Origin of the sequence: Streptomyces sp. NPDC001406 (genome assembly GCF_042895285.1) — a bacterium.
Lineage (GTDB): Bacteria > Actinomycetota > Actinomycetes > Streptomycetales > Streptomycetaceae > Streptomyces.
The window spans coordinates 1-20433 of the sequence record NZ_JBIAWG010000030.1 but is presented as its reverse complement, the minus strand read 5'-3'; the positions used below and the strand labels follow the sequence as shown (position 1 = coordinate 20433).

Here is a 20433-nt window from a genome sequence, read left to right as displayed (position 1 = left end):
GACCTGACCGGGGTCACAGCGGCGTCGGACCGGCGTCAGACCGCGCTCACCGCCGCCAGGCGGTGGACGTCGCGGGCCGTGCCCGTCACCCCGGACAGGAAGCCCTGGGCCCGGGGTGAGGCGTTCTCCGTCAGCCAGGCCGGGTCGATGTCGCACACGGCGACCCGTACTCCCGTGCCGACGAGGGCGAGGGGGAGGGTGTGGACGACCGTGGACGGGAAGCTGAGGATCGTCCGCCCGATCGGCCCGCGCCGGGCGATCAGCTCCAGCGGGAGGTCGGGGCGGACGATCTCCAGTCCCGTCGCGGCGGCGAGCCGGTGCAGTTTGTCCGCGCTCTCGCGGCGATGGGCGAAGTACCGCAGGGCCCCGTGGGCCTTGGCCAGGCTGCGCACCGCCTCCAGATAGCGGTCCCCGTCCACCACCCCGGTCTCGACCAGGGACGTGCCCACCATGTCCGCGCCCTTGGTGATGCGCGGCGGGCCGAAGCGGGCCCGGGTCCAGCCGAAGTCGTTCGCGGTGACCGTGACGCCCTGCGGGGTCTCCTCCATCGGCATCGAGGAGAAGACCTCCACCCGGCGCTTGCCGCTGGGGGTCAGCCGGCGCCGGGCCGAGGACGACACGGGGGCGAAGAGGAGGTCGCGCGGGCCGGGGCGGCCGCCCTTGCGGTGCCAGCGGACCAGACGCTCGCCACGGGCGAGCTGGGCGACGAACTCCATCGTCGCCGTGCCGTCGTCGACCACCACCAGGTCCTTGGCCCGGGTGATCGTCAGCAGCAGCTGTACATAGCGGGAGAACGGGTCTCCCATGACGATGCGGTCCGCCCGGCGCAGTGCCCCGGCGAGCCCGCCGATCGTGTGGAAGGGCGCGGTCGTACCGCCCCGCGCCTCCTCCCAGCGGACCTGGTACCCCTCGTCCCGGGCCAGGTCGGCCATACGGCGCAGCTGGCCCCGGGTCATGGGGTCGGTCGGGGACAGCACGACGACGGTGAGCTCCGCGCCCGCCGGCGGCGGTCCGCCGTCGGCGGACCGCCTCACCTGGGACGGCACGGACGGCAGCGACCCCGCGCCGGCCTCTCCCGCCCCTCGCAGGGCGTGGACGTGCGCCCACTCCAGCACGTTCAGCAGCTGTACCGGGCTCTCCACGAACGCGAGAGTGCGGGGGGTGGTGCCGGTGTTCCCGGCGCGGGGGCTCATCGCCGTCGGACCGTCCCGTCGTAAGGCGTGGTGTATGGCGTTGTCGGTGTTCGGGTTGCTCAGACCGCGACCGGCTCGCCCGCCGCGGCCGCGATCTCCGCCTCGGCGACGACGCCGGCGACACGGCGCAGCTTCTTCATCGGGCCGAGCTCGGAGTCGTAGACCTTCTTGACGCCGTCACCGAGGGAGGCCTCGATGGTGCGGATGTCGCGGACGAGGCGCGTGAGGCCCTGCGGCTCCACGGAGGCGGCCTGGTCGGAGCCCCACATGGCGCGGTCGAGGGTGATGTGGCGCTCGACGAAGGTGGCGCCGAGGGCGACGGCGGCCAGCGTGGTCTGCAGACCGGTCTCGTGGCCGGAGTAGCCGATCGGCACGTTCGGGTACTCGTCCTGCAGGGTGTTGATGACGCGGAGGTTGAGCTCCTCGGCCTTCGCCGGGTACGTCGAGGTGGCGTGGCAGAGAAGGATGTTGTCGCTGCCCAGGACCTCGACCGCGTGGCGGATCTGCTTCGGGGTGGACATGCCGCTGGAGAGGATGACCGTGCGGCCCGTGGCGCGCAGGGCGCGCAGCAGCTCGTCGTCCGTCAGGGAGGCGGAGGCCACCTTGTGGGCGGGGACGTCGAACTTCTCCAGGAAGGCGACGGCCTCGGTGTCCCACGGGGAGGCGAACCAGTCGATCCCCTTCTCCTTGCAGTACTCGTCGATCTGGCGGTACTCGTCCTCACCGAACTCCACGCGGTGGCGGTAGTCGATGTAGGTCATCCGGCCCCAGGGGGTGTCGCGCTCGATGTCCCACTGGTCGCGCGGGGTGCAGATCTCCGGCGTGCGCTTCTGGAACTTCACGGCGTCACAGCCGGCCTCGGCGGCCACGTCGATCAGCTTGAAAGCGTTCTCCAGCTCACCGTTGTGGTTGATGCCGATCTCGCCGCAGATGTAGACGGGGTGGCCGGGGCCGGCAGTGCGGGAACCGAACTGGCGGATGCGGGAGTTGCTCATGACAGGGGGTGTCCTTACTTGGTGAGGGAATCGAGAGAGGGGCTGAGGATCCAGCTGGCGATCTCTCGGATGGCGCCGTCGCCACCGGGGACGGTGGTGACCGCGCGTGCGGCGCCGCGCACGACGTCGTGGGCGCTCGCGACCGCCACGGGCCAGCCCACCAGGGCGAAGCACGGGAGGTCATTGACGTCGTTGCCGACGTAGAGCACGCGCTCGGGCGCGATGCCCTGCTCCTCGCACCACTGCTTGAGTGCGAGGTCCTTCCGGTCGATGCCGTGGAGCACCGGGATCTGCAGCTTCCGGGCCCGGGCGGCGACGACCGGGTTCTGTTCCGTGGACAGGATCAGCATCTTCAGGCCGCTCTTGCGCAGCGCGGCGATGCCGAGTCCGTCCCCGCGGTGCACGGAGACGAACTCCCGTCCGTCGGAGTCGATCAGCACCCTGTCGTCGGTCTGGGTGCCGTCGAAGTCGAGGACTACGGCGTCGATGTCGTCGTAGGTGGGGAGGGCGCCGGGGCGGTCCGCGTCGAAGAGCGGGGCCAGGGCGCGGGCGCGGGCGAGATCGTGCGGGTCGTCGATCTCCAGCACGCGCGCGGGGTCGGTGCGTACGAGCTCGGTGTGGCCGAAGAAGCGGTGCTGGTGCTCACGGAAGCCCTGGGCCTCCATGGCGTAGGCGGCGCCGGTCTCCAGCAGGTCCTGGGGGCGGTCCTGGCGGCGGGGGCGGAAGGACTTGTCGTGGTTGACGCCGTAGCCGCCCACGGAAACCCCGTCGGCCTCCCCGGTGACCGGAACCGGCACCGGCGCGTCCGCCCCGTCCCGCCAGATGAAGCCGTGGAAGGGGGCCACGGTCACGGCCGTGTCGGCACCGTTCTCGACGACCGCTCCGGCCACGCCGTCGATGTCCTCGCGGACGATGAACGGGCTGGTGCACTGGACCAGCAGGACGACGTCGACCGGGGTGCCGTGCAGCGCCTCGTGGGCGTCCATGGCATGCAGGACGGCGGCCTCGGAGGTGGCGGTGTCACCGGCGATGGCGGCCGGACGGAGGACGACCTCCGCCCCCGCCTGCCGGGCCGCCGCCGCGATCGCCTGGTCGTCGGTGGATACGACGACGTCGGTCACCAGACGGGAGGCCCGGCACTCGCGCACGGCGCGGGCGACCAGCGGGACTCCGCCGACAGGGGCGAGGTTCTTCGCGGGCACTCCCTTGGAGCCGCCACGCGCGGGAATCACAGCGAGCACACGGCGCACAACGGCCGCTTCGGGGTGGGACATCGGCTCTGTTCCTTCGGACGCTTGACGCGGGATCCGGTCGCTCACAGCTCTCCCATTCGTCGGATCACGGGTGCCACCCGCTGGACGCCGTGGCGGTAGGCGCCGCGCGCCGCACGGCGCACGATCTGGCGGACCGGTCCCGGCGCCTTGTCGGCGGCGGGCGCCCCGGGCAGCGGGGAGCCGTCGGGGCCGAGGTGGTGGCGGGCGAGAATCCCCGGCAGATAGCCGGGCGCGGTCTCGGTCGTGTAGTAGGGGTTCAGGGGCGGCAGGCCGCCGGGCCGGCCGAGCAGCTCGGCGATGCGCTCGCGCGCCGGGTCGAAGGCGGTGCCGTACGACCCGTCGGCGGCGACGCCCTGCCGGGCGACCCACTCCTCGTCGGGCGCCGGCCGGTGGCCGGCATCGAGCTGGTCCCAGGAGGCGAGGCAGCCGGAGCCGACGAAGTGGTGGTTGCCGAGCACCTCGCGGACGCCGAGGTCGGTGAGGATCACGGTGGGGATCCGGCGGTGCAGGGCCTCCAGCGCGGCCGTCGAGCTGACCGTGACGAGCAGGTCGGTGCGGTCGAGGACCTCGCCCATGTGCCCGTACACCAGACGGAAGTTGGCGGGCAGGTCCTGGCCCTGCGCCAGCTTCTGGTAGGGGAGCTCCTCGATGTGCGTGGTGTGCTCGCCCGGCTTGGAGCGCAGCTTGAGCAGCACCTCGCGCTCGGGGTGCTTGCGGGCGTGCTCGATCAGCCGGTTCAGCAGGTACGTACGGTCCTTGCGGCTGTCGGGGACCGAGGGCTGAGCCGCGAACACGACGGTGTACGGGTCGTGTTCGCCGGTGTAGGGCTCCCCGCCGAGGAACGGCAGGGCGACCTCGGTCACCGAGGAGGCGTCGGCGCCCACTCCCTCGTACACGGCCCGGAACCGGTCCGCGTCCTGGCGGGAGTTGGCGAGGACGAGGTCCGCGCCGTGGCGCAGCAGCAGCCCGTCCGCGAGCTTCTCGTAGACGACACCGACATAGCCGGTGACGACGACGGGTCGCTTCGCGGCGCCGTCCCAGACCCGCCGCAGCCCGTGCAGCATCGCCTGTACGGCGCCGCCGACGAGGGCGAGGACGAGGACGTCGTACGACTCCGCACGCATCGCGCGCAGGAATTCCACGGCGGTCACCTCGCGGAGCGAGTCCGCGTGGACGCCGACTTCCTGCAGCTGGCGGGCGGTCGGGGTGGCACGGCCCCGCAGGAGATAGCCGTCGAGCCGGATGTCCGATTCGGCGGGAATGGCGCGTTGCGCGGTGAGCGCGCCCCATTTCCACCGGGTGTCGGAATCCGCGAGAACGGCGACCCTGAGGGAGTTCGTTGCACTTGCTGGCACGTCGAAGACGCTAGGAAGCCATTCCTAGGTTCTGCCCAACCCGAATGCAACAAACGGTTAACAGCACATCGACGAATGGCGAATCGGGCCGGGAAGGCACAGCAAAACAGCCCGGTTCACAGCTTCGCCACCAGCAGTTCACCTGACATCAAGGAGACGGCCAGAACGAATGACGGGCCGCCCTCTAACGTCAACCGCGTGGTGAAGCTCTCGGTCATCGTGCCGTTCTACAACGTCCAGCAATACGCGCCGGACACGCTGAAGAGCCTGCGTGCGAACGCGCGTGAGGACTTCGAATTCATTCTCGTCGACGACTGCTCGCGCGACGGGACGCCGGACATTCTCGAACGCGCGGAGCGGGAGCTGCCCGGCGCCGTGCTGGTCAGACATGAGCAGAACGGAGGGCTGGCCACCGCGCGCAACACCGGGATCGACCGGGCACGCGGCGAGTATCTGACGTTCCTGGACGGCGACGACTGGCTCGCCCCCGGCTACTATCCGCAGCTGGTCGCCGCCATCGAGGAGCTGGGCTGCGACTTCGTGCGCACGGACCATGTGCAGTGCACGGCCAGGGCACGCGCGATCCACCGGGTGCCGCACGGCCGCCGGGGTGTGGTGATGGACCCGCGCGGGGCGATCCTGCCCGCCGACCGGTCCACCTCCGTCGACTACGCGTACGCGTGGGCGGGCGTCTACCACCGCCGGCTGATCGACCGCGGGCTGCTGCACTTCACCCACGGGCTGCGCACGGCGGAGGACCGGCCCTGGATCTGGAAGCTGCACCGGGAGGCGGAATCCTTCGCCGCGGTGGGTCTGCTCGGCGTGTACTACCGTCGCGGTGTCGCCTCCTCGCTCACTCAAATCGGTGACGTGCGACAACTCGATTTCATTCGCGCGTTCGACCAGGTAATCGAGGAAACCTCACGCGATCCCGAGGCCGATAAGCTGCTGCCGAAAGCAGTGCGCACCTATTGCGCAATCATGGCCCATCACCTCGGATCGATCGAGAGGTTCGAACCCGCCGTGGCTCGAAAATTGCGTTCTCTCAGCTCAGCGGCCCTGAAACGACTGCCGCAGGACCTGCTGACGGAGGTAATGGACACGATGGACCCGCAGCGGGCGAGCAGGCTGCGGCGGCTGCGCCGGCGGCCGTCGACCGCCCGGACGGTGGCCGCCTGATGCGCCGTACCACCCATATTTTCTGTGCGTCGACGCTGTACGGAGCCGCGACCCTGGCCGCGGCTCTCGACGCCGGACTGTTCGAGCCGGCCGACCGGCGGCTGCTGCTCGTCACCAACAACGCGTCCAACCCGGAGACCACGCCCCCGGTCGACCGGATGCCGGGCTTCGCCCGGGTGCGCGAGCGCTTCGACGGGGTGCTGTCCTGGAACGACACCATCGCCCCGTTCCACCCGAGCGGCTGGGGCCCGCGCGCCGACGACATCCCCATGTGGGAGCGGTACGTACGGCTGCTGTGGGGTCTCGGCGACGACGAGATCCGGCTGACCGTGGAGTCCGTGCAGGTCAACCCGTCGCTCGCGCTGTGCCAGCTGTTCACCGGCGCTCCCGTCGACGTCTACGCCGACGGCCTCATAAGCTATGGCCCCACCCGCGACAAGATCGATCCGCTGGTCGGCACCCGCATCGGCCGCCTGCTCCACCTCGACCTCGTCCCCGGGCTGACCCCGCTGCTGCTCACCGAGTTCGACGTGCGGCCCGAGCTGGTGCCGGCGGAGGCGTTCCTCAAGGTGCTGGAGGAACTCGCCGGCGGGGAGGCCGCCCTGCCCGGCACCGGCGACCCGCGGCCCGCCCTGCTGCTCGGCCAGTACCTCTCGGCGCTGGAGATCCTCGGGGACGCCGAGGAGGAGGAGCTGCATCTGAAGATGGTGCGCGGTGCCGTGGCGCTCGGTCATCGCAGGCTGGTCTTCAAGCCGCATCCCGTCGCCCCCGCCCGCTGGTCCCGGCTCCTGGAGGACGAGGCGGCCCGGCTCGGCGCCGAACTCACCGTGCTGGACCGGCCGGTGCTCGCCGAGGTGGCGTTCCAGCTGATGCGCCCCGCCCTGGTCGTCGGCTGTTTCTCCACCGCCCTGTTCACCGCTGCCGGGCTGTACGGACTGCCTGTCGCCCGCATCGGCACCGAGGCCGTGCTGGCCCGTCTGGCGCCGTACCAGAACAGCAACCGCGTGCCGGTCACCCTCGTCGACGCGCTGCTGCCCGAGCTGGGCGACCGCAAGGCGGTGACCGACTGGTCGATGCCGTCGCCGGAGCGGGTGGACGAGCTGGCCGCGCTGCTCAAGGCGGTCGGCTTCGCCATGCAGCCCAAGATCTACCCGCGGCTGCGCGAGGACGCCGAGCGCTATCTGTCCCGGCATCTCAACCCGCACACCTGGCGCTACTTCAAACGCCGCCGGCTCACCTCGCTGGCCCTGCCGGGCGCCGTACCCGCCCAGCTGTCGTTCATCCCGCGCAACGCGACCGTGCGCCGACTGGCCCGCCGGGCCAGGGCACTGCGGCAGAGCGCCAAGCGCTGAACCCGGCCCACCGCCGCCACGCCCCCGTGCCTCTCATCGGGCCGGGGGCGTCTGCGTGAAGTGCGCACCCGAGGGTAGGCGTCCGACGCCTCGCGACCCCACATCGCGACACATTCCCCACCTCCCCCGTAAGAAAGCCCCGGATGAACGCGTCCAATCCCACCCTGGTCCCGACCCGCCCGAACCCTGTCCCTCCCACCCCGCCCCCGCGCAGAACCGACAACCGGCTGCGCGCCCTCGACGGCCTGCGGCTGCTGGCCGCGCTGATGGTCTGCCTCTACCACTTCGCCGGGAAGGGCGGCCCGGTCGCCGGCTCCTGGCACGGGTCCCCCGCCCGTCTCTTCCCCGCGCTCTCCCAGGCGGCCACGTACGGCTGTCTCGGCGTCCAGTTCTTCTTCGTCATCAGCGGATTCGTGATCTGCATGAGCAGCTGGGGCCGGACCCTGGGCCAGTTCTTCCGCTCCCGGGTCGCCCGGCTGTACCCGGCGTACTGGGCCGCGCTGTTCCTGATCACCGGCGCCTCCCTGCTGCTGCCGGTGGTCGTCCATCCCGTGCGGCTCGACGAGTTCCTGGTCAATCTGACGATGCTCCAGCAGCCGATGGGCGTGCCGCGGGTCCTGGGCGTGTGCTGGACGCTCTGGGTCGAGGTGCGCTTCTACGCGCTGTTCGCCCTGTTCGTGGTCTGGCGCGGGGTCACCTACCGCCGGGTGGTGATCTTCTGCTGCCTGTGGACCCTGGCCGGAGTGTTCGCGCGGATCGCCGACCACCCGCTCACCGACGCGCTGGTGATGCGCGACCACGCCCCCTTCTTCATCGGCGGCCTCGCCCTCTATCTCATCCACCGCTACGGCAGCGATCTGCTCCTGTGGGGCATCGTCGCCGTCTCCTGGCTGCTGGGCCAGCGCTACTCGACGACCGGGCTGTGGCACCCCGGCGCGCAGGGCGGCGCCTTCCACCGCGATCCGTACGTCATCCTGCTCGTCGTCACACTGGCCTTCGCCGCCGTGGCCGCGGTGGCGCTGGGCTGGACGCGCTGGGCGAACTGGCGCTGGCTGACGGTGGCCGGGGCGCTGACGTACCCCTTCTATCTGATCCACGAGCATCTGGGCTGGTTCGTCATCCGGGCGCTGCACCGGGCCCTGGGGCTGGGGCCGTGGCCCACGCTCGCGGTCACGGTCGCCGTGCTGCTGGGCCTGGCCTGGCTGATCCACCGCTGGGTGGAGCGGCCGTTCGGGCCCCGGCTGAAGAGGGCGCTGGTGACACACGGGCCTCGGGTCCTCGCGCTGCGGTGAACGGCCCAAGGCCGGTGGGACGTTGATGTCCCACCGGCCTCCGGGTCCGCGTGCGTGCGTGCGTCAGCTCTGGCGTGCCCGTATCTGCCGTACGGCCCGCCGCACCGCCGGGTGGCGGCGCAGGGACTCGGCCCGGATGGGGCTGCCGCCGGGCAGGCGGAGGCTGGTCAGCCGGCGCTTCTTGAAGTACTGCGGGTACTCGGCGAGGTGGGCGGTGAGCCAGGCGGCCGCCTCCTCGTGCAGGCCCGGGTGCTTGCGGGACTGCATGCAGTAGCCCACGGTGCGCACCAGCGGGCCCAGCTCGGCGCTCAGGGAGGCGAGTTCGAGCGGGGTGCCGAGGGTGGCGCTCTCGGCGTCGGGGAGGGCCGCGTCGATGATGGTGAGGGGGACGCGGTTGCTGTTCTCGTACGGGGTGATGCGTTCGAGGAGCAGCTCCGTGCCGACGCGGGCGACGGGGATGTCGTAGAAGGCGGCGGCGGTCATCAGCGCGGTGGAGAAGCAGCCGATGACCAGCTCCGGCTTCAGATGCGCGAACACGGTCTCGGCGAGCACGGGTTCGCTCAGGACGCTGAGCCGCACCCCGAGCTGTTCGGCGGCCTCCTCCAGCGACCTGCCGTAGACGGAGGGCGCGCTGGGGTGGGGCTTGAACAGCACGCTCCGGTGCCCGGCCCGCGCGGCGGCACGCAGCATACGGACGTGGAGCTCCTCCTCCTCGTCCTGCGTGATGAGGTCGATGGCGGAGAGGTACTGGCCGAGGAGCACGGCGGTGGGGCGGCCCTCGACGGGGATGCGGTCGGCGAGGATGCCGGCGCCCTCCTCGCCGATCTGGGCGAGGACGTCGACGATGGCCTCGCCCGGCACGGGCTGGGGTTCGACGCCGTACTCGGCCAGGAGCATCGGGCGCAGCCCGGGTATCAGGTCCAGGTGGAGGACGCGGGCGATGCGGCTGCTCATGCCGTGCGGGATCCGGTTGCGGGTGGGGCCGTAGCTCATCAGGCCGTCCGCGTACACGTGGATCGGGCTGTCGGCGAAGATCTCGGCGACCGCGCGGGAGGGGTTGGCCTGGATGGACTCGCAGGCGATCTCGACGGGCTCGTCGCCCAGGTCCCAGGCGAGGCGTACGGCCTTCTCCCACAGGAGGGCGTCCTGGGCGCGCGGGGACCAGCCGGCCGGGTGGTGCGGGGAGATGAACTCGTTCCAGGAGCGCACCTCGTCGAACTCGGGGCGCAGCTTCTCGAAGCCGGCCATCCGGTCCAGCGGCGTGCCGACCTCGGGGACGGCGGCGGTGTTGCTGACGACCAGGATGCGCCGGTGGGCGGCGCGGGGGCCGAAGAGCCCGGCGCGGAGGGCGGCGGTGACGGTGGCGGCCGCGTACTGCGTGGCCGAGAAGAAGATCTGCGTCGTGCCGCCGGAGGTCTTCGTCGTGCTGGTGCTCATGCTCGTACCCGTGCTCGGTTCCGTGCCGCTCATGCGGCGACTCCCTTCATGCCGCCGCGGATGCGCCGCAGTATGTGCACTCGTTCCTCGCCCATGCCGACGAGGGCTTCGTTGAGCTCCTCCTCGGTCATCCGGCCCAGGGCCTCGGCGGCCAGCTGCCGCAGCTTGGCGGCGACGCTGCGCTCGAACCTGCCGCGGTCGAGGAGCTGGTGGGCGATGACCACGCAGTAGTTGCGCAGCGCCTTCTTGCGCAGCCGGTCCGCCTCGGGGTCGCCGGCGAGCTCGCTGAGCACGAGGTCGAAGGAGCGGAAGAAGTCCAGCTGGCGGACGTCGCCGATCTGGGTCAGCGAGCTCGACACGCCCCGGCGGTAGAAGACGCCGCGCAGGCTGGCGGCGACATAGGAGTCCGCCCTGCGGTGCAGCTCCCAGATCCAGGGGCGGTCCTCGGCGGTGCGCAGCCCGTCGTGGAAGCGCAGCAGACCGCGGTCGAGCAGCCGGCGGTGGTAGACACCGGCCCAGGCGTACGGGTAGTCGACCATCGTGGTGTCGTCGACGGGGAGGATCGAGGTCCGCGGGTCGAGCGGGGTGTGCCGGCGCCCCTCCGGGGCCCGGTGGACGGCTCGCTCGACGCCGGTGACCTGGACGTGGTCGGTGCGGACGAAGTCGACGTCGAAGCGTTCGGCGCAGTCGACCAGGTCGGCCAGATAGCCCGGGGCGAGCCAGTCGTCGCCGTCGAGGAAGGTCAGGTAGCGGCCCTCGGCCGCGTCGATGCCGGTGTTGCGCGCGGTGGCCAGTCCACCGTTTTGCTCGTGCCGTATCACCCTGCTGTTCTTCAGTTTCTTCGTCAGCGTCAGCAGCGCTTCATAGGTCCGGTCCTTGGTGGACCGGTCCTCGACGAAGAGGAACTCGAAGTCGTCCCGTGCGTTGTTGACGAGGCTGGTCACCGTGTCGGCGACATAGGTCTCGATGTTGTAGCAGGGGACGATGACGGACAGGGTCGGTTCGTTGGCCACGTGTGCACACCCGTGCTCGCTTCGGAAATATCTCCGCGATCCTGGGACGGCTCCGTCGCCCGGACACGACCGGACGACGACTTCCAGGTGAACACGGCATGACATTGCAGACGGAAAGTGAATTAAGCGTTCCGCCACCTGAAAGCCGTGTCCGGCTGACGCACTCGGCCCTCCGCTGCGTCGAACAAACAATCGACGCACATCTGACCGGAGGACCTGACAGCCGTATTCAGGAAATTCCCGCTCAGCACGAAGAACCTGATGACCGTCTCCCTCGTCGGCAGCGCACTGGCCGTGGCGCCGAACGCGGTCGCCCAGCCGGAGTCCGCCCCGGCGCGGAGCGCCCGTCCGCTGCACGACGTGGCCGTGGCCGGTGGTCCGAGCGGCGGCGCGGCGCAGAAGCCCGCCGACCGCCTGGGCCGCTCCCCCACGACGGCGTAGCTCACCGCTCGGCCTGCCGGTCCTCGGCCTCCAACTGGGTCATGCACTCGTCATGTGCCATGGCCGGTCCGGTGGGAGCCGCCTCACGGGCGCGCGCCTCGGCGAGGTCGGCCTGATCACGAAGGCGCTCCAGTTCTTGCAGTTCCTCTATCGGGACCAGAGCCGCCGCAGGCTTGCCGTACTCACTGATCAAGATGTGCTCGCCCCCGTGCCGCACGCGGCCGACGAGCTGTCCTGGCCCCCGCCTCTCAGAAGGCGTCCGACGGCACGTAGGTCCCCCAGACCTCCCGCAGCGCGTTGCACACCTCGCCCACTGTCGCCCGCGCCCGCAGCGCCGCCCTCATCGGGTACAGGACGTTGTCCTCGCCCTCGGCCGCCTTCTTCAGGGCCACCAGTGCCGCGTCCACCGCTGTCTGGTCCCGTTCGGCGCGCAGCCTCGCCAGCCGCTCCGCCTGCTGGGCCTCGATCGCGGGGTCCACGCGGAGGGGTTCGTAGGGCTCCTCCTCGTGCAGCTGGAAGCGGTTGACGCCGACCACGACCCGTTCGCCCGCGTCCGTCTCCTGGGCGATGCGGTACGCGTTGCGCTCGATCTCCTCCTTCTGGAAGCCGCGCTCGATCGCCGCGACCGCGCCGCCGAGGTCCTCGACCCTGCGCATCAGGTCCAGCGCCGCCGCCTCCACGTCGTCCGTCATCCGCTCGACGGCGTACGAACCGGCGAACGGGTCCACCGTCGCGGTCACATCCGTCTCGTGGGCCAGGACCTGCTGGGTGCGCAGGGCGAGTCGCGCGCTCTTGTCCGTGGGCAGCGCGATCGCCTCGTCGAAGGAGTTGGTGTGCAGGGACTGGGTGCCGCCGAGCACCGCGGCCAGCGCCTGGACCGCCACCCGCACCAGGTTCACCTCGGGCTGCTGGGCCGTGAGCTGGACGCCCGCCGTCTGGGTGTGGAAGCGCAGCATCCAGGACTTCGGGTCCCTCGCGCCGAACTCCTCCCGCATCACCCGCGCCCAGATCCGGCGGGCGGCGCGGAACTTGGCGACCTCCTCCAGGATCGTGGTCCGGGCGACGAAGAAGAACGACAGCCGGGGCGCGAAGTCGTCGACGTCCATGCCCGCCGATACCGCCGTACGGACGTATTCGATGCCGTCGGCGAGTGTGAAGGCGATCTCCTGCGCGGGGGACGCGCCCGCCTCCGCCATGTGGTAGCCGGAGATCGAGATCGTGTTCCACTTCGGGATCTCGGCCCGGCAGTACTTGAAGATGTCCGCGATCAGCCTGAGGGACGGCTTGGGCGGGAAGATGTACGTCCCGCGCGCGATGTACTCCTTCAGGACGTCGTTCTGGATCGTGCCCGTCAGCCGGTCCGCCGGCACACCCTGCTCCTCCGCCACCAGCTGGTACAGGAGCAGCAGCAGCGCGGCCGGGGCGTTGATCGTCATCGACGTCGACACCTTGTCCAGCGGGATTCCGCCGAACAGCACCCGCATGTCGTCGATGGAGTCGATGGCCACCCCGACCTTGCCGACCTCGCCGTGGGCGAGCGGCGCGTCCGAGTCGTGGCCCATCTGGGTGGGCAGGTCGAAGGCGACGGACAGACCGGTCGTGCCGTGCGCGATCAGCTGCTTGTAGCGGGCGTTGGACTCGGTCGCCGTGCCGAAGCCGGCGTACTGCCGCATGGTCCAGGGGCGGCCCGTGTACATCGTGGGATACACCCCGCGGGTGAAGGGGTACGCACCCGGCTCGCCCAGGGTCTCGGCGGGGTCGCGGCCCGCGAGATCCCGCGGACCGTAGACGGGTTCGATGGGCAGTCCGGACTCCGACTCACGCGCCATGGTTTGTGCCTCCGCATAACGTTCGTCACTCCTTACGATGCCCCGTAGTTCGCCGGCGGTCACGCTGGGAAGCATTTCCGGCATGGGGAGCCTCGGAAGAACAACCGCCGCACTCACCTCGGCCGCCGCACTCGCCGCGCTGTGCGGCTGCACCGTGCAGGTCCCGGACGCGGACGGCAAGCACCGCTCGCCGGTGCACGTCCAGCTGCCGGCCGATCCCACCCCCCGCTCCAGTCCCAGCCCCACCGCGACCCCGGCCGGGAACCGGCCCGCCCCGCAGCCCGCCCGTGTGCTGTGGTCCCGCGGCGACACCGGCACGGCCGTGCGTGAACTGCAGGCCCGCCTGCGCCAGGTGGCCTGGCTCTTCGACGGGCCGACGGGTACGTACGACGATCTGACGGAGAAGGCGGTCAGCGGCTTCCAGGGCAAGCGCGGGCTGCCGCGGACCGGGAAGACCGACATCGTCACCTGGCAGCGGCTGCTGCGGATGACGCACGAGCCGGGCACCTGGGAGCTGTATCTGATGGGCGGTCAGCCGGCCGCCGCGCCCGACCCGCGCTGTCTGACCGGACGGGTGCTGTGCATCAGCAAGACGACCCGGACATTGCGCTGGATGGTGGACGGCCGAACGGTGTCGACCATGTCGGTGCGCTTCGGCGCGCAGTACACCCCGACCCGGGAGGGCGTGTTCAGCATCTACTGGAAGTCGCGCCACCATGTGTCGACGCTCTATCACTCCCCCATGCCGTACGCGATGTTCTTCAGCGGCGGCCAGGCGGTGCACTTCTCGTACGACTTCGCGGCGCGCGGTTACGCGGGCGGCTCGCACGGCTGTGTCAATGTGCGGGACGAGGCGGCGATCGCGAAGCTCTTCGCGCAGGTGCGGACCGGCGACAAGGTCGTCGTCTACTGGTGAGACCAGGGAGATTCCGAGACCGGGGAGATTTGGGGCGCGGGCGGGACCGGGGGAACGTGTCCCGCCCGCGCCAGGTGCACGAGCCGTAGGTACGGGGGGAACCCCGGCTCAGTGCGACGGCCGATGACCAGTCGGCTCACTCATTACTGCGTGCGAGCTGCTGAAAACGTCACACCCCGCGCGAAAAAACTTCTGCGAGTTATAAAAACGCAGGTCAGAGGCGGAGAGAGAGGTCAAAGAGGTCAGAGCGCGCTGTACGTCGGGCTCGGCGACGGGAGGGGTGTCCGGTCGGGCCCGGTGGGCCGCTGCGGGCCGAAGGCCGTCGGTGCGGGCAGGCCGACCCCGCCGTCCTGGTGGTGGTCGTTGCCGCCGCGGCGATGGCGGCCGTGCCCGTCCCGTCCGTGGCCGTCCCGGTCGCCCTGGTCTCCCTGGTCGCCGTGGCCGTCGCCGTCGTCGCCCTTGCCGTCGGCGTTCTCGCCGGGGGCGTCGGCGGCGGCCTCCAGAACGGCCTCGCAGTACTTCCACACCCGCGCGGAGCCGCCCGCCGCCCCTTCCAGGGCGCGCCTGCGGTCCGAGCCCAGGGTCTTGCCGTCCCGGATGTCGCGGCAGGCCTCGGCCACGCTGCGCCACCAGGTGCCGGTCCCGTCGGCGGTGCCGGGGGTGCCGTGCTTGTCCGTGCCCTTGCCGTCCTTGCCGTCCTTGCCGTTCTCGCCGTCCTTGCCCGCCGTGCCGCGCGAGGAGCCGCCGCTCGGTGGGCCGCCCGCCGTGCCGCCGGGCGTGGGCGCACCGGACGTACCGCCCTGCACGCTGTCCCGCGAGGGCGAGCCGGCCGGGCGGTCGGGCGTCGCGGCGGCCGAGACCGAGGCCCCGGGCCCGGACTTCTCGTCGCCGAAGGGCGTCGGCAGGGCTCCGGTTCCGGCGGCCACGGCGACCCCGCCGACCATGCCCGCGGCCAGCGCGGCGGCGAGCCCCAGGCGTGCGGGGCGGGCCCAGCGCGGGCGGGAGCGCGGCCGTCGGACGGCGCGGGACGGGCCGCCGATGCGGATCAGGCCGACGTCGGAGGAGCGGCCGGTGCGGCGCGTGGTGGACTCGGTGCCGTGGCCGACGGCGAACTCCTCGGCGGCCGTGGCCTCGCGCGCCTTGCGGAAGGCGGCCAACGCGGCTTCCTCACCAGGGAGTTCGGCACCGGCCGGGGTGGCGTCGGGGGCGAGTGCGCCGAGGGCCTTGGCGAGTCGCTCGGCCTGCTCGCGGGCGGCGGCGTCGACGGCTTCCAGCGACTCACCGCGCAGCAGATGTTCCGCCGTTTCCCGGTCCAGCCACTTGTACTGCTCGTCGGCCATCACATGTCCTTCTGCGTCCGCGCTCGCGTATGCGTCACAGTGGCGGACGTCACCGGGCGGCGGCGTGGTTCTCGCTGGGCGGGCAGTGCGTCGAGCACTCCGGCCGATTCCGGATCCTCCCCGAGCAGCTCCGCGAGCCGCTTCAACCCGCGGTGCGCGGCCGTGCGTACGGCGCCCGCGCGCTTGCCGAGCGTCTCGGCCGCGGTCTTGGCGTCGAGTCCCACGACCACCCGAAGAACGACCGCTTCGGCCTGGTCCTGCGGGAGCCGCGCGATGAGGGAGAGGGTGCTGCCGGTGGCCAGGGCCTCGATGGCCTCGCCCGCGGTGTCGGACTCGGCTGCCCGGCCGGTCAGTTCGGTCTCGTCGCCGCCGATCGCGGGGCGGCGGCCGCGCATCCGTATGTGGTCCAGCGCGCGGTTGCGGGCGATACGGGCCGCCCAGCCGCGGAACCGGTCCGCGTCCCCGCTGAACCGCTCCAGGTCACGGGCTATCTGCAGCCAGGCCTCGGACGTCACGTCCTCGGCGTCCGGATCGCCGACCAGCGTCCGTACGTAACCGAGCAGCCGCGGATGCACCGCGCGGTACACAGTCCGGAAAGCGGTCTCGTCCCCGTCCTGTGCCGCACGCACCGCGGCGGTCAGCTCCGCGTCGTCCCCCAGCACCCGTGGTTCCTCAGTAGATGGTCGCGTCTTCAGTAGATGGTCGCGGCTTCGAGTCCGCCGATCGATGCACTGGTCATGCATCTGCGCTCGACGCGAAAGGCACGTTACGACCTGAAACCGCTCCTCGTCCATGTCCGTACAAGATGCAACTAACTCGTGACGCACCGAGGTGTGACAGAAAACGCACTCATGGCGCTGTAGGGAGTACGGGTCGCCGCGCGGCCCGTGCCGCGCGACGGCCGGGGCCTCTCCTGTGGGGGGTGGCGGCTCCGGCCGTTGCCTCGGCAGCACAAATCCGGCCACCCGCGGTCAAACCACGGCCGAATCCAGGGTGAGCCGAATCACTTCTTCCCGGCGGGAATCACTTCTTCTTGGTGGAGTTCGGGTTCGGACTGCCCTTCGCGGCATCGCCCGACTCGTCACCCTTGTTTCCCTTGCCCGGATTGCCGGACTGGTTCGCCGTCTTGTCGTCCGCCTGCGCCAACTGCCCGGCGCAGTACGCCGCGACGTTCTGCTCGCCGCCCGCGGCCCGCACCAGCCGCTGCCAGGTCGTCGAACCCAGCGCCTTGCCACGGCCCTTGACCTGCTCATAGGCACGGCAGTGGGCAAGGGTGTCCTTGGCGGTGTCCGGGCGGCCGTGGGCCCCGGGGCCGGACGGCGCGAGCGACGTGCGGGACGGCCGGACGGCGGGCCCGTCGGTGGTGCCGGTCGCCGGTGCCGGACGGTGCCCGTCGTCGTTCCCGCCGTGGGAGGCGACCGTGCCGATGGCCGCGACCGCGACGCCGCCCAGGGTGAGGCTCGCCAGCGCCATCGCCACCGTGGTCCTCACCGAGCGCCGTCCGCGCCCACGCTCACGGGGCCGCCAGTCGTCCCGGCGCCGGGTCCCCGCCCGGTGCGCCCCGGCGTCACGGGCGGCCCGGAACGCGGCCGCGGCACGCTGCTCGGCCTCGGGGTCGACGGCACCCGCCCGCAGGGCGGCACCGAGGAGCACCTCCAGGTTCTCGGGCTCGAACGTCCCACGGGGGTCGGCGCCGTCCGGGTGCACGCGCCGACGGCCGGAGAGACCGCCGCCGCTTCGCCGTTCACCCATGTCCGCATCCATCCCTGTCCGGCGGTGTGCCGCCGCTTTTGTTCATGTCGACTCCCCCAGCGTGCGAGAGCCGTCTTCCGTCACACCTTCCGCCTCGTCCCCGGCGCCGAGCCGCCGGGCCAGCCGCTTCAGCCCCCGGTACGCGGCGGTGCGCACGGCACCGGGGCGCTTGCCCAGGACCCGTGCCGCCGCGGGGCCGTCGAGGCCGACGACCACCCGCAGCAGGACGGCCTCGGCCTGGTCGCGCGGCAGTTCGCGCAGCAGGCTCAGCGCGTCCTCGGTCGAGATGGCCTCCAGCGCCTGCTCATGGGTGCTGTGCCGGCCGGGCAGCTCCAGTACGTCCTGTTCCAGCGCCGTCGCCCGGGGCCGTACCCGCTGGCGGCGCAGATGGTCGAGCGCCCGGTGCCGGGCGATCGTCGCGCTCCAGCCGCGGAAGCCGGCCCCGTCGCCCTTGAACCTGCCCAGGTCCCGGGCGATCTCCAGCCAGGCGTCCGAGGCCACGTCCTCGGCGTCGTCGCCGACCAGACCGCGCAGATAGCCGAGCAGACCGGGCTGCACCAGCCGGTACACGACCGCGAAGGCTGCCTCGTCGCCCTCCTGGGCCCGCGCGACGGCCGCGCCCAGCTCCCCGTCGTACGCCTGACCGCGACGGGGTTCCCCTCCCTGGCCCAAGAACCGTCCTCGTCCGTACCGAGCTCGCGCTCGTGTTCGCGCCAGCAGCGAATCCGTGCCGTGGGACACGACAGGCGTATCCCACGTCCCACGTTTCTCAGCGCCGATGCTCACAGATCTGTCACAGCTCCGGCCGTCCCGCCGGCCCCGGCCGATGTCAGCGGTGTCTCCTACGCTGCTGCCCCACCAACCGAAGATCTTGGAGCGGAGGCATCGGCATGGGCGGCGACTGCTGGCTGAACACGGGCCCGTACCAGCGTGACCTGGCGGCGGCGTTCCGGCAGGCCCAGGACGCGGAACTGGCGCGGGACGACCACGGATTCCCCGGCCGGACCATCGAGGAGCTGTGGCGGGACCCGGCCTGGCACGAGTACATCTTCACCGGTGGCACGTACTCGGTCCTGGACTTCCCCCTGCTCATAGACCCCGAGGACCCCGAGGACGGCCCCTTCATGCGCCCGCTGACGGATGCGGAGATCCGGGCCTGGTCCCCCGACGGCCGCCCCACCCACGCCGACTGGCTGGACGCCCTGAACTCCGAACGGCTCGACTTTCCCGGCCGCGCGCAGGGCAGATGCACGGTGCTGTACGCCGGCGGAGAGCCGGCGCAGATCGGCTACTGGGGAGTCACGGCGGACTAGGCGGACTTGGGGGTGCCGTCGACCAGGCCGCCGACCACGACACCCGTCACCAGGAACGCGGCTGTCGCCGACAGAAGGGTGACTTCGTAGTACGACTCGGGGGTCACCCAGGCGGCCGCGCAGGCCCCGACGGCGGCCGCGAGGGCGGCCGCCCCGAGCCGCCACGCGTCGACCGTCGCATCCCGCCAGGCGAGGACGCCGGCGATCACGACCATCACCATCCCAGCCACCGCGGCCAGTTGCGGTGTCCCGAACATGACGCCGTAGCGCACCGCGAGCGCAGGGAGGAAGAACAGCGCGAGCCAGTGGCTGAGGACATGGCGTACGAAGGCCAGCGTGGGGCCGGGTGTTGACGGCTCGGCGAGCCGCCCCGCGACCCGGCGGAGCACGATCAGCACGCCGACAGCCCCCACCGCCATCGGCAGGCGCTCGCCCAGCCGCCCCAGGTTGTAGAGCAGCGCGGTGTCGTACACGACGAGGACGAGCACGCCGAGTGCCCCCAACGAGCCGATGAACACCAGCAGTCCGGGCACGGAGGCCGGGGTGCGTGACGCACCCGTGTCGCGTGCGGCGAGGCGGGCGAGGACGTACGGCGTGACGACCGCCGAGACACCCCGCACCACGAGGTCGTCCACCGTGTACGGATTCCGCAGATCCCACTCCACCAGGCAGAACACGACGGTGTACGACACCGACGCCAGCGGCAGCAGCGCGGACCGGGCGATCCGCCGCCACAGATCGGCATCGAGCCACCGCACGACCGCCGCGAACGCCAGCAGCACAAAGGGAAGTTCGAGGAAGGCCTGGACACGCAGGACGGACGGCGCGAGCAACGAGGGTGCGGGGAAGTCGAACGCCAGCCGCCGCAGCACGGGATTCGCGGAGGCAAGGTCGAACCACCCGGTCGGCAGATACCGGGAGATGAAGGACGGGTCACCGCCGTGCACGCGCAGCACGTACACGGTGAACAGCACCTGGTTGACGTAGATCAGCCCCGTCACCACCACCAGCGCGGCGAGCGGCGGCATGGGGCGACCTGCCCCGGGGGCAGCGTGGGCACGTACGACACGCGGGGCGAGCGCGAGGGCGAGTACGACCGACAAGACCACCACGATGTCCACAGGAACGTTCACGAGCGGAGACCCTACGCAGCCGCCCTGCACGCCCGGTCGGCCGTGCACGAAGCGCAGTCGCTCTCGCCTAGTACCAGAACGCCTTGACGACCGCCTTTCCGGCCGTGGCAGTGCGGTCGTAGAAGGCGCGCAGGCCGGTATGGTGCTGGAGATGGATGTCCCTGACGTCCTCCACCGCCCAATCCGGGCCGAACCCGGTGTGGAGTTCGGGGCTCGACTCCCAGAGGGCGTCGAAGGAGACGTCCGTGAGGAAGGCCGACGCCTGCCGCGTCTCGGCCGGGGTCAGGTGGACGAAGGGGGGCCGCGTGCAGGCGGGGTGATCGACGGAGTGACCGCCGAAAACCGGCAGTTCCCACATTCCGCCCTGCCCCTCGGGGAGAAGCCTGCCCGCTTCGTAGAGTTCGTTGACCGCCGAGAAGTCCTTCTCGATGGACTCCGCGATCCCAGCGGCGAACTCGGCCTGGTGCACGTCCCAGTCCCAGGCAGCCCCCATGAACTCCTCCAGCCAGGCGTAATCGTGCCGGACTGAGGCTGATCCTTTGGAGTGGACACCCTGACAATGGATCTTGATGGTCCAGGGAGGGATGCCCAGGTGGGACGCCAGTCTCCGTACCCGGAG

At 71.4% G+C, this 20433-nt stretch carries 19 protein-coding genes and 1 pseudogene; 6 read left to right on the top strand and 14 right to left on the bottom strand.

Annotated features, from left to right (window positions below):
- Positions 1–35: 35 nt before the first annotated feature.
- From ACFY1J_RS43475 to ACFY1J_RS43460, 4 genes are read right to left on the bottom strand one after another with little or no spacing between them, the layout of a single operon-like run.
- A complete protein-coding gene (locus tag ACFY1J_RS43475) occupies positions 36–1193 on the bottom strand; it encodes a hypothetical protein (RefSeq protein WP_390710046.1) in 1158 nt (385 codons plus the stop codon).
- 59 nt (positions 1194–1252) lie between these two features.
- Positions 1253–2188, bottom strand: coding sequence for an N-acetylneuraminate synthase family protein (locus ACFY1J_RS43470; RefSeq protein ID WP_363293826.1), 936 nt, complete (start codon positions 2186–2188; stop codon positions 1253–1255).
- A gap of 14 nt (positions 2189–2202) precedes the next feature.
- Positions 2203–3462, bottom strand: coding sequence for a cytidylyltransferase domain-containing protein (locus ACFY1J_RS43465; protein ID WP_390733147.1), 1260 nt, complete (start codon positions 3460–3462; stop codon positions 2203–2205).
- A 41-nt stretch (positions 3463–3503) separates the two neighbouring features.
- Positions 3504–4817: a DUF6716 putative glycosyltransferase gene (locus ACFY1J_RS43460; protein WP_390733146.1), complete on the bottom strand. Its 1314-nt coding sequence runs from the start codon at positions 4815–4817 to the stop codon at positions 3504–3506.
- 198 nt (positions 4818–5015) lie between these two features.
- Between ACFY1J_RS43460 and ACFY1J_RS43455 the strand changes: the two genes are divergently transcribed.
- The 3 genes from ACFY1J_RS43455 (at position 5016) to ACFY1J_RS43445 (ending at position 8640) form a co-directional block, all read left to right on the top strand.
- Complete coding sequence (locus ACFY1J_RS43455) at positions 5016–5996, top strand: glycosyltransferase family 2 protein (RefSeq protein WP_390710049.1); 981 nt, start codon at positions 5016–5018, stop codon at positions 5994–5996.
- The gene (locus ACFY1J_RS43450; protein ID WP_390710050.1) at positions 5996–7348 is read left to right on the top strand and encodes a polysialyltransferase family glycosyltransferase; all 1353 of its coding nucleotides are present in this window, start codon (positions 5996–5998) and stop codon (positions 7346–7348) included. Before ACFY1J_RS43455 ends, ACFY1J_RS43450 begins: the two co-directional genes overlap by 1 nt.
- Positions 7349–7491: 143 nt before the next feature.
- The gene (locus ACFY1J_RS43445; RefSeq protein WP_390710051.1) at positions 7492–8640 is read left to right on the top strand and encodes an acyltransferase family protein; all 1149 of its coding nucleotides are present in this window, start codon (positions 7492–7494) and stop codon (positions 8638–8640) included.
- Between the two features lie 63 nt (positions 8641–8703).
- Here the strand turns inward: ACFY1J_RS43445 and ACFY1J_RS43440 are convergent, their stop codons facing one another.
- Both ACFY1J_RS43440 and ACFY1J_RS43435 read right to left on the bottom strand, forming a co-directional pair.
- Positions 8704–10077, bottom strand: coding sequence for a polysialyltransferase family glycosyltransferase (locus ACFY1J_RS43440; RefSeq protein ID WP_390710280.1), 1374 nt, complete (start codon positions 10075–10077; stop codon positions 8704–8706).
- A 29-nt stretch (positions 10078–10106) separates the two neighbouring features.
- On the bottom strand, positions 10107–11090 hold the full coding sequence (locus ACFY1J_RS43435; RefSeq protein WP_390710052.1) for a glycosyltransferase family 2 protein: 984 nt from the start codon (positions 11088–11090) through the stop codon (positions 10107–10109).
- 261 nt (positions 11091–11351) lie between these two features.
- Here ACFY1J_RS43435 and ACFY1J_RS43430 point away from each other — a divergent pair, with 261 nt between their 5' ends.
- A complete protein-coding gene (locus ACFY1J_RS43430; protein ID WP_390710053.1) occupies positions 11352–11531 on the top strand; it encodes a hypothetical protein in 180 nt (59 codons plus the stop codon).
- Position 11532: 1 nt separating this feature from the next.
- Here ACFY1J_RS43430 and ACFY1J_RS43425 read toward each other — a convergent pair.
- Positions 11533–11766: pseudogene (locus tag ACFY1J_RS43425) on the bottom strand (type II toxin-antitoxin system prevent-host-death family antitoxin); the annotation flags it as partial.
- A 13-nt stretch (positions 11767–11779) separates the two neighbouring features.
- Complete coding sequence (locus ACFY1J_RS43420; protein WP_390710054.1) at positions 11780–13360, bottom strand: methylmalonyl-CoA mutase; 1581 nt, start codon at positions 13358–13360, stop codon at positions 11780–11782.
- 82 nt (positions 13361–13442) lie between these two features.
- Here ACFY1J_RS43420 and ACFY1J_RS43415 point away from each other — a divergent pair, with 82 nt between their 5' ends.
- Positions 13443–14276: a L,D-transpeptidase family protein gene (locus ACFY1J_RS43415; RefSeq protein ID WP_390710055.1), complete on the top strand. Its 834-nt coding sequence runs from the start codon at positions 13443–13445 to the stop codon at positions 14274–14276.
- A 242-nt stretch (positions 14277–14518) separates the two neighbouring features.
- Here ACFY1J_RS43415 and ACFY1J_RS43410 read toward each other — a convergent pair whose 3' ends face one another.
- The 4 genes from ACFY1J_RS43410 to ACFY1J_RS43395 form a co-directional block, all read right to left on the bottom strand.
- The gene (locus ACFY1J_RS43410) at positions 14519–15616 is read right to left on the bottom strand and encodes a hypothetical protein (RefSeq protein WP_390733145.1); all 1098 of its coding nucleotides are present in this window, start codon (positions 15614–15616) and stop codon (positions 14519–14521) included.
- Positions 15616–16278: an RNA polymerase sigma factor gene (locus ACFY1J_RS43405; protein WP_363293815.1), complete on the bottom strand. Its 663-nt coding sequence runs from the start codon at positions 16276–16278 to the stop codon at positions 15616–15618. The genes ACFY1J_RS43410 and ACFY1J_RS43405 overlap by 1 nt, the downstream gene beginning before the upstream one ends.
- A 361-nt stretch (positions 16279–16639) precedes the next feature.
- A complete protein-coding gene (locus ACFY1J_RS43400) occupies positions 16640–17368 on the bottom strand; it encodes a hypothetical protein (protein WP_390733144.1) in 729 nt (242 codons plus the stop codon).
- A gap of 42 nt (positions 17369–17410) precedes the next feature.
- A complete protein-coding gene (locus ACFY1J_RS43395) occupies positions 17411–18040 on the bottom strand; it encodes an RNA polymerase sigma factor (RefSeq protein ID WP_390710058.1) in 630 nt (209 codons plus the stop codon).
- A gap of 218 nt (positions 18041–18258) precedes the next feature.
- Between ACFY1J_RS43395 and ACFY1J_RS43390 the strand changes: the two genes are divergently transcribed.
- A complete protein-coding gene (locus ACFY1J_RS43390) occupies positions 18259–18681 on the top strand; it encodes a hypothetical protein (protein WP_390710059.1) in 423 nt (140 codons plus the stop codon).
- Here ACFY1J_RS43390 and ACFY1J_RS43385 read toward each other — a convergent pair.
- Positions 18678–19814 carry a hypothetical protein gene (locus ACFY1J_RS43385; RefSeq protein WP_390710060.1) on the bottom strand — a complete coding sequence of 379 codons (1137 nt, stop codon included), beginning with the start codon at positions 19812–19814 and terminating at the stop codon, positions 18678–18680. The genes ACFY1J_RS43390 and ACFY1J_RS43385 overlap by 4 nt on opposite strands.
- 67 nt (positions 19815–19881) lie before the next feature.
- On the bottom strand, positions 19882–20379 hold the full coding sequence (locus tag ACFY1J_RS43380) for a DUF1877 family protein (protein WP_390733153.1): 498 nt from the start codon (positions 20377–20379) through the stop codon (positions 19882–19884).
- Between the last annotated feature and the right edge of the window lie 54 nt (positions 20380–20433).

What these genes read in the sequence shown, in the direction of transcription:
- ACFY1J_RS43475 (WP_390710046.1), bottom strand. Translation starts at nt 1,193, where the DNA reads ATGAGCCCCCGCGCCGGGAACACCGGCACCACCCCCCGCACTCTCGCG.
- ACFY1J_RS43470 (WP_363293826.1), bottom strand. Translation starts at nt 2,188, where the DNA reads ATGAGCAACTCCCGCATCCGCCAGTTCGGTTCCCGCACTGCCGGCCCC.
- ACFY1J_RS43465 (WP_390733147.1), bottom strand. Translation starts at nt 3,462, where the DNA reads ATGTCCCACCCCGAAGCGGCCGTTGTGCGCCGTGTGCTCGCTGTGATT.
- ACFY1J_RS43450 (WP_390710050.1), top strand. Translation starts at nt 5,996, where the DNA reads ATGCGCCGTACCACCCATATTTTCTGTGCGTCGACGCTGTACGGAGCC.
- ACFY1J_RS43445 (WP_390710051.1), top strand. Translation starts at nt 7,492, where the DNA reads ATGAACGCGTCCAATCCCACCCTGGTCCCGACCCGCCCGAACCCTGTC.
- ACFY1J_RS43440 (WP_390710280.1), bottom strand. Translation starts at nt 10,077, where the DNA reads ATGAGCACCAGCACGACGAAGACCTCCGGCGGCACGACGCAGATCTTC.
- ACFY1J_RS43430 (WP_390710053.1), top strand. Translation starts at nt 11,352, where the DNA reads ATGACCGTCTCCCTCGTCGGCAGCGCACTGGCCGTGGCGCCGAACGCG.
- ACFY1J_RS43420 (WP_390710054.1), bottom strand. Translation starts at nt 13,360, where the DNA reads ATGGCGCGTGAGTCGGAGTCCGGACTGCCCATCGAACCCGTCTACGGT.
- ACFY1J_RS43415 (WP_390710055.1), top strand. Translation starts at nt 13,443, where the DNA reads ATGGGGAGCCTCGGAAGAACAACCGCCGCACTCACCTCGGCCGCCGCA.
- ACFY1J_RS43410 (WP_390733145.1), bottom strand. Translation starts at nt 15,616, where the DNA reads ATGGCCGACGAGCAGTACAAGTGGCTGGACCGGGAAACGGCGGAACAT.
- ACFY1J_RS43400 (WP_390733144.1), bottom strand. Translation starts at nt 17,368, where the DNA reads ATGGGTGAACGGCGAAGCGGCGGCGGTCTCTCCGGCCGTCGGCGCGTG.
- ACFY1J_RS43390 (WP_390710059.1), top strand. Translation starts at nt 18,259, where the DNA reads ATGGGCGGCGACTGCTGGCTGAACACGGGCCCGTACCAGCGTGACCTG.